An 8147-nucleotide genomic window follows, 5' to 3' on the forward strand; every position below is an offset into this window, starting at 1 on the left:
CAATCCTCTTTATTCTTGTGGGGCTCAAACGCGTTCGATCGCCAGGGCCAAACCCTGGCCAACACCGACACACATGGTCGCCAGGCCTTTGCTGCCGCCGGTTTTTTCCAGTTGATGCAGGGCGGTCAGTACCAGGCGCGCGCCGCTCATGCCCAGCGGATGGCCGAGGGCAATCGCGCCGCCGTTCGGGTTGACCTGAGGTGCATCGTCGGCAATCCCCAGTTCGCGCAGCACGGCCAGGCCCTGGCTGGCGAAGGCTTCGTTGAGTTCGATCACATCAAAATCGGTCACCGCCAGGCCCAGGCGCTCCACCAGTTTGCGCACGGCCGGCACCGGGCCGATGCCCATCACACGCGGCGCCACACCCGCGCTGGCCATGCCCAGCACACGAGCGCGAGCGGTCAGGCCGTGTTTTTTGACGGCTTCAGCGGAGGCCAGGATCAGCGCTGCGGCACCGTCGTTGACGCCCGAGGCGTTGCCTGCGGTGACGGTCTTGTCCGGACCGTTAACCGGTTTGAGTTTGGTCAGGGCTTCCAGGGTGGTGTCGGCCCGAGGATGCTCGTCGTGCTCGACCACGGCCTCGCCTTTTTTGTGGGCGACGCGCACCGGCACGATCTCTTCAGCGAAGAAGCCGGCGGCCTGTGCCGCGGCAGTACGTTGCTGGCTGCGCAGGGCGAAGGCGTCCTGGTCGGCGCGGGAGACTTTATAGTCGTCGGCCACGTTGTCAGCGGTTTGCGGCATCGGGTCGACGCCGTACTGGGCCTTCATCAACGGATTGATGAAGCGCCAGCCGATGGTGGTGTCTTCCAGCTTCATGTTGCGCGAGAACGCCGCGTCCGCCTTGCCCATCACAAACGGGGCGCGGGACATCGACTCGACGCCACCGGCAATTGCCAGCTCCATCTCGCCACTGGCGATGGCGCGGAAGGCCGTGCCGATGGCGTCCATGCCCGAAGCGCACAGACGGTTCAGGGTGACGCCGGGAATGCTCTCCGGCAGACCCGCCAGCAGCGCCGCCATGCGGGCCACGTTGCGGTTGTCTTCGCCGGCCTGGTTGGCGCAGCCGAGGAACACTTCGTCCACCGCGTTCCAGTCCACCGACGGGTTGCGTTCCATCAAGGCCTTGATCGGCAATGCCGCCAGGTCATCGGCGCGGACGGTGGACAAGCCACCGCCAAAACGGCCGATGGGGGTACGAATGGCGTCACAGATAAATACGTCGCGCATCAGGCTTCTCCGGGGGCTTGGCCGTGGGCGGCAGCGGTGCGTGCTTCAAGGTCGCGCAGGGCGGTCAGTTCAATGTCGGTCGGTTCGGCGCTGGTGGTGACTTGGTCGGCAAAACGAATCGCCCAACCGGTGGCGGCCACCACTTGCTCACGGGTCACGCCGGGGTGCAGGGCGGTGACGACAAACTCGTGGCTGCCCTCCTCCGGTTCCATGATGCACAGGTCGGTAATAATCCCTACGGGACCGGCGCCTGGCAGACCCAGGCGTTTGCGCGAGTCGCCGCCTTCGCCGTGGCCCACCGATGTGATGAAATCCAGCTTGTCGACAAACGAACGGGCCGACTGCTTGAGGATGATCAGCACGCTCTTGGCAGAACCGGCGATCTCCGGCGCGCCACCGGCACCCGGCAGGCGCACTTTGGGCTGGTGATAATCACCGACCACGGTGGTGTTGATGTTGCCGAAACGGTCGACCTGGGCCGCACCGAGGAAGCCGACGTCAATGCGCCCGCCCTGCAGCCAGTAGCGAAAAATCTCACCGGTCGGCACCACGGTGTCGGCGGTTTCCGCCAGTTCGCCGTCACCGATGGACAGCGGCAGCACCGACGGTTTGGCGCCAATCGGGCCGGACTCGTAGATCAGCACCACATCAGGCGACGACGTCAGGCGTGCCAGGTTGGCAGCCTTGGAGGGCAGGCCGATACCGACAAAGCACACCGAGCCGTTCTTCAGGCGGCGCGCGGCGGCGACGGTCATCATTTCGTTGGTGGAGTAAGCCATTATTTGGCCTCCTGCGCGGTGGCCAGCTTGGCCTGGAATTCACTGAAATTGGCGGTGCCGTGGATGTATTCGTTGATCCACGCGGTAAACGTCTCACGGTCCCGGGCGATCGGGTCCCAGGCCTGATAGAAACGGTTGTCACGCTCTGTGTAACCGTGGGCGTAGGACGGATGCGCGCCGCCGGGCACGTGGCACACGGCAGTCAGGGCCCAGGTTGGCAATACGCAGGCGTTCATCGGCGCATTGAGGTCGTCGACGATTTCTTCGACAGTCACGATGCAGCGCTTGGCCGCCAGGGCCGCTTCCTTCTGCACCCCGAGGATGCCCCACAGCAGCACGTTGCCCTTGCGGTCAGCCTTTTGGGCGTGGATCACGGTGATGTCCGGGCGCACCGACGGCACGGCTGCCAGCACTTCACCGGTGAAGGGGCAGGTCACGGTCTTGATCAACGGGTTGACCTTGGGCAGGTCGGAGCCGGCGTAGGCGCGCAGCACCGCGAACGGCAGGCCGGAGGCGCCGGCGACGTAGGCATTGGCCAGGTCGGCGTGGCTGTGCTCTTCGATCTCCAGCGGTTGCGGCCATTGTTTTTCAACGGCGTCTCGCAGGCGATGCAGGGAGCCCACACCCGGGTTGCCGCCCCACGAGAAAATCAATTTGCGTGCACAGCCGGCGCCGATCAACTGGTCGTAGATCAAGTCGGGTGTCATGCGCACCAGCGTCAGGTCTTTCTTGCCCTGACGAATGATTTCATGACCTGCCGCCGTAGGGATCAGGTGAGTAAAGCCTTCGAGTGCAACGGTGTCGCCGTCATTCACGAACTGCTTTACCGCATCAGCCAGCGAAAGAATTTCAGCCATGGGGTGGGCTCCCGGTATCGATCGAAAAAGGCGCTGGAGGCAGCGCCGAAGTGTTTGAAGATTAAGCCGGGGGTTGTGGCCAAACAATCCGATAATCGACTGAGTGTTCGATTATCGAACGGATTGTTATCTTGCTATCGGTCGGTTTCAGGTGGCGTCCGCGTGGCTGACCATGCCCTTGATGACCACCGCCGTGGTGGCCAGAGCCGCTGGAATCACCAGGGCCGTCAGCACCTGTTCGAAGTTCCAGCCCAGGCCCAGCAACGTCGCGCCCATCCATGCGCCGAGGATCGCGCCAAAGCGGCCGATGCCGAGCATCCACGACACACCGGTGGCGCGGCCCTGGGTCGGGTAGAAACGTGCGGCCAACGACGGCATCGCCGACTGTGCACCGTTGACGCACATCCCGGCGATCAGCACCAGGGTCGCCAGCAGCGTGATATTGCCCAGGCTCTGCCCTACCGCGTAGGCAAACACCCCGGCCAGCAGATAGAACGTACCGATGACCTTGTGGGGATTGAACCGGTCCATCGCCCAGCCCACGCCGACCGCGCTCAATACGCCGCCAAACTGGAACAGCGCACCGATAAACGCGGCCTGTTCCATGCTGGCGCCGCTGTCGCGCATCAGGGTCGGCAGCCAACTGGTCAACAGGTAAACAATCACCAGGCCCATGAAGTAAGTCAGCCACAGCAGCAAGGTGCCGGCGCTGTAGGTGCCGGAGAAGATCACTGCGAATACGTTGCGCGCCTTGACGGTCTTTTGTTCCGGGACGCTGAAGCTTGAGGCCTGGGCGACAATGCCCGGCTCGATCGGCGCAAGGGTCTTGCGCACCTTGTCGGTGCCCCGATTGCGCACCACCAGGTAACGCGCCGACTCCGGCAGCCACACCAGCAACACCACCGCGAGGATCAACGGCAAAATCCCGCCGATCATCAGCAAGCTGTGCCAGCCAAACGCCGGGATCAACTTGGCCGAGATAAACCCGCCACCGGCCATGCCCAGGTTGAAGCCGCAGAACATGCTGGTCACCAACAACGACTTATGGCGTTCCGGGGTGTATTCGGAGAGCAGCGTCGTGGCGTTCGGCATGCCGGCGCCCAGGCCCAGGCCGGTGAGGAAGCGCAGGATCAGCAGTTGATCGACGTTACTGCTGTAGGCCGACGCCAGGCTGAAGGCACCAAACACCAGCACCGCCCCCACCAGCACCACTTTGCGCCCGAAACGGTCGGCCAGTGGGCCGGAGCCGAGGGCGCCAAACACCATGCCGATCAGGGCAGCGCTCATCACCGGGCCGAGGCTGGCGCGGTCGATGCCCCAGTCCTGAGACAGCGCCGGGGCGATAAAGCCCATGGCGGCGGTGTCGAGGCCGTCGAGGAAAACGATGAGAAAACACAGGATCACCACCCGCCATTGATACCGCGACAGCGGCTGGGCGTTGATGAAGGACTGAACGTCCAGGCAAGTACCGACAGCAGGTGAAGGCTGATTCATTATTTTTATTTCCACACCGATGGGCGGGCGAACGACGTTGGGTCGTCATTATTATTGGGGCGGCGCCATGAAGCGCTGCCGCACATTAATAAGCCTTGGGAAACACCGTCAATTCATCCAGCCGGGATCTGTGCGGTCACCGAACACCTTAGGCAAACAGCTGGGCACTCAGCTCCTGGCTGGCGCTGAGCATGCTCGGCAGGAAACGCTGCTCCAGCTCACTGCGGCTGACCCTTCCGGCATGGGTGCTGACGTTCAGCGCGGCCAGCACCTGGCCGGAAGCGTCGTACACCGGCACGGCGATGGAACGCAGGCCCTGCTCCAGTTCCTGGTCGACAATGCACCAGCCTTGCTGCCGCACTTCCTGCAAACACTCGAGCAACGCTTGCGGGGTGGTGAGGGTGCGGCTGGTCTTGGTTTGCAGGTCGGCGTGGTCGAGGTAGTCCTGCAGCGAGGCGTCATCCAGCGCCGCCAGCAGGATACGACCCATCGAGGTGCAATAGGCCGGCAGGCGGCCTCCCACCGACAGGTCGACGGAAATCAGGCGTTGGGTGGTGGCCGAGCGGGCGATGTAGAGGATGTCATCGCCTTCCAGGGTCGCCATGTTGCAGGCCTCGTGGAGCTGCTCGCTCATGCGGTCCAGGTATGGCTGGGCCGACACCGCCAAGGGCGTGGACGACAGATACGCGTGGCCGAGGGTCAGCACCTTGGGCAGCAGCGAATAGGTGCGCCCGTCGGTGGTGGCGTAGCCGAGCTTGATCAGGGTATGCAGGCAACGTCGCACGGCGGCGCGGGGTATTTCCGTGCGATGGCTGATCTGGGCGATGGTCAGGTGGCGCTTGCGCTCCTGGAACGCCTGCACCACGGCCAGCCCGCGGGCCAGGGAGGTCATGAAGTCCGGATCGCCGGTAAATGCCTGGATACGTTTGGCAGGTGACGCAACGATCGGCGGCGCCACTGATGCGAAGGAGTTGCGCAATTGATCGTTCATTTGGGGGTCCTTTCTCTTATTTTTAACCGCTGCGGGAGGGCGACCGCTATTACAAGCCGCCCTGCAATTGATACACAAGGCAGGGCCGCCAACATTGGGCGATTATCGGACGGTCATTCGATAATCGCAATTTTTCACCGCTGACCGGTACACGCCCTACAGCGGCGCCCTACTTGACCGACTTTCGGAAACGACTGATGTACGAGCGAAGTTGCGGGTTATTTACCGCCGGTAGAACGCGGCACAATTTATGGCGCCAATAGTTCAGCAAGTACCCCACATGCACGCGTAACAAAACCCTCACACAAAGTTGACGATTTTTAACTTGATGACGATAGTGTTATTCAAACGCATCGCTATAATGCATCCTGTGTAGAGGCCAGCCTCGTCTAGCCCCCGAGGACGAACCTCACCCAGCCGTGCACTGGCTTTGTGCAAGCTGCGCCGCAAGTACCTGACACTCATTTCAAATGCCTGCCAACTGCTTGTGGCTGTGAAAAGAAAACTGTTGCTACGACAGCTGTTCTTCTCCGGTATCGTGGCCGCGTGCAATAAAGAAGTGTTTTTTCCTTTCTGGCATCGCGCTTCACCGGAATTAAACTCAACTCAATTAGGTAACAATGTGACGAAAGACGAACTGCGCGCGGAACTTGAGCGCCAGGAACAACGTTACAAGGATGTTTACGGCGGGGAAGTCACCACCTACGCCGCCCAGCCAGAACCTGAACGCAAGCCATGGCGAAAACGAGCCAGTCTGCTCGACCAGGCCTTTGCCCAGGAAATCCAAAAGATTGAACAGGACCTCAAAGCCGAAGAGCCATAAGCGATTCGGGTTGAGCGTCCCAAGGTGCCATCTCTCTGCCAGTACCGTACTGGCGGAGGGAGGCACCTTCATGCCGTCTTAGCGAAATTTCATACAATTGTTTCAGATATTCCCTTTCGACGGTTTAACCCGTCTATTTTCGCTATCTCCCTTATAAATCAAACACTTGCCAGAGCCCCGAAAACACCGGGATGCGCCCCTGCCCCGCTTTTTTTTTCGTTGAAGAATGTTACCGATGAGCAGCTAGTGCATTGATTACCGATGTTTTCTGGCATAATCGCGCCCCCTTACGACCGGGTCAGAAAACCTTCATGATCGATTTATTCAGCGGACTGGATGCTTGGGTTCTCGTGAGCCTGTTGCTCGCCCTGGCCTTTGTCCTCGCCTTCGAGTTCATCAATGGCTTTCATGACACCGCTAACGCGGTTGCCACAGTCATCTATACCAAAGCCATGCCTCCGCATCTGGCCGTGTTCTTCTCCGGGGTATTCAACTTCCTCGGCGTGTTGCTCGGTGGTGTCGGTGTTGCGTATGCCATCGTGCACTTGCTGCCGGTGGAGCTGCTGATCAATGTGAACACCGGCCACGGTCTGGCCATGGTCTTCTCATTATTGGCAGCGGCGATCACCTGGAACCTCGGCACCTGGTATTTCGGGATCCCGGCGTCCAGCTCCCACACCCTGATCGGTTCGATCCTCGGTGTCGGCCTGGCCAACGCCCTGATCAACGACATTCCCCTGGCTGACGGCGTGAACTGGCAGAAAGCGATCGATATCGGCGCTTCGCTGGTGTTCTCGCCCATGGCCGGTTTCGTGGTGGCAGCCCTGGTGCTGCTGGGCCTGAAATGGTGGCGCCCGCTGTCGAAAATGCACAAGACGCCGGACCAGCGCCGCAAGCTCGACGACAAAAAGCACCCACCGTTCTGGAACCGCCTGGTACTGGTGATTTCGGCCATGGCCGTGAGCTTTGTACACGGCTCCAACGACGGGCAGAAAGGCATCGGCCTGATCATGCTGGTGTTGATTGGTATTGTGCCGGCGCAGTTCGTGCTCGACCTGGGCAGCACCACTTACCAGATCGAGCGTACCCGCGACGCCACGCTGCACCTGAATCAGTTCTACCAGCGCAATCAAGAAACCCTCGGTGAGTTCCTCGCCTTGGGCAAAAGCGTGAAAGACGACCTGCCGGGCAAGTTCCAGTGCAATCCGCAGCAGACTGAACCGACCATCAACGCCCTGCTGGGTACATTGAAAGGTGTCTCTGACTACCATTCACTGACCGCCGAGCACCGGATTGAAGTGCGCCGCTACCTGTTGTGCCTGGATGACACCGCGAAGAAAGTGGGCAAGTTGCCTGGCCTGGATGCCCGTGAGAAGTCCGACCTGGACAAGTTGCGCAAGGACCTGACGGCGACTACCGAATACGCACCGTTCTGGGTGATCCTGGCCGTAGCGTTGGCCTTGGGCCTGGGCACTATGGTGGGCTGGAAGCGTGTGGTGTTGACCATTGGCGAGAAGATCGGCAAGCAAGGCATGACCTATGCCCAGGGCATGTCGGCGCAGATCACCACGGCCAGCATGATTGGCCTGGCTAACATCTTCAGCCTGCCGGTTTCCACGACCCATGTGTTGTCTTCGGGTGTGGCGGGGACCATGGTGGCGAACAAGAGCGGGCTGCAAGGTGGCACCGTCAAGACAATTCTGATGGCTTGGGTGTTGACGTTGCCGGCGACTGTGGGCCTTTCGGCCGGGTTGTTCTGGTTGGCGTCCAAGGCTTTGGGTAGCTGACAGTTCTGATGTTTGTGAAGAGGGTGCGACCTGTGAGGGTTGCGCCTTTTTTTATGGCTGGGGTTTGGGTGTATATCCGTTGCTGCGGTCAGGGCCGCTATTGGTTCCGCTCTTACAGCGGGTCACTTTTGAAAGGAGCCCAAAAGTAACCAAAAGGCTCTTGCCCCACCACTCGGCACCTCGCTAATG

The 8147-nt window shown here is 61.0% G+C and carries 7 protein-coding genes; 2 read left to right on the forward strand and 5 right to left on the reverse strand.

Going from position 1 to position 8147, the window contains the following annotated elements:
* Positions 1-24 precede the first annotated feature (24 nt).
* The 5 genes from pcaF to pcaR all read right to left on the reverse strand — a co-directional run bounded on the left by pcaF (position 25) and on the right by pcaR (position 5348).
* Positions 25-1230, reverse strand: a complete 1206-nt coding sequence (gene pcaF, locus MUM_RS0129870; RefSeq protein ID WP_177325023.1) for a 3-oxoadipyl-CoA thiolase — start codon at positions 1228-1230, stop codon at positions 25-27.
* Positions 1227-2009, reverse strand: coding sequence for a CoA-transferase subunit beta (locus MUM_RS0129875; protein WP_177325024.1), 783 nt, complete (start codon positions 2007-2009; stop codon positions 1227-1229). The genes pcaF and MUM_RS0129875 overlap by 4 nt, the downstream gene beginning before the upstream one ends.
* Entirely contained in the window at positions 2006-2863 is an 858-nt protein-coding gene (locus MUM_RS0129880) for a CoA transferase subunit A (RefSeq protein ID WP_003219830.1), read from the reverse strand. The genes MUM_RS0129875 and MUM_RS0129880 overlap by 4 nt, the downstream gene beginning before the upstream one ends.
* A 147-nt stretch (positions 2864-3010) precedes the next feature.
* Positions 3011-4357, reverse strand: a complete 1347-nt coding sequence (locus MUM_RS0129885; RefSeq protein ID WP_010176678.1) for an MFS transporter — start codon at positions 4355-4357, stop codon at positions 3011-3013.
* Positions 4358-4505: 148 nt separating this feature from the next.
* Positions 4506-5348: a pca regulon transcriptional regulator PcaR gene (pcaR, locus tag MUM_RS0129890; protein ID WP_003219833.1), complete on the reverse strand. Its 843-nt coding sequence runs from the start codon at positions 5346-5348 to the stop codon at positions 4506-4508.
* Positions 5349-5970: 622 nt separating this feature from the next.
* On the opposite strand from pcaR, the gene MUM_RS0129900 reads away from it, so the two are divergent.
* Together MUM_RS0129900 and MUM_RS0129905 are read left to right on the forward strand one after the other, a co-directional pair.
* Complete coding sequence (locus tag MUM_RS0129900) at positions 5971-6171, forward strand: hypothetical protein (RefSeq protein ID WP_003219834.1); 201 nt, start codon at positions 5971-5973, stop codon at positions 6169-6171.
* A 311-nt stretch (positions 6172-6482) separates the two neighbouring features.
* Positions 6483-7958: an inorganic phosphate transporter gene (locus tag MUM_RS0129905; RefSeq protein ID WP_003219836.1), complete on the forward strand. Its 1476-nt coding sequence runs from the start codon at positions 6483-6485 to the stop codon at positions 7956-7958.
* Positions 7959-8147 lie beyond the last annotated feature (189 nt).

It is taken from the genome of Pseudomonas sp. PAMC 25886 (assembly GCF_000242655.1).
Lineage (GTDB): Bacteria > Pseudomonadota > Gammaproteobacteria > Pseudomonadales > Pseudomonadaceae > Aquipseudomonas.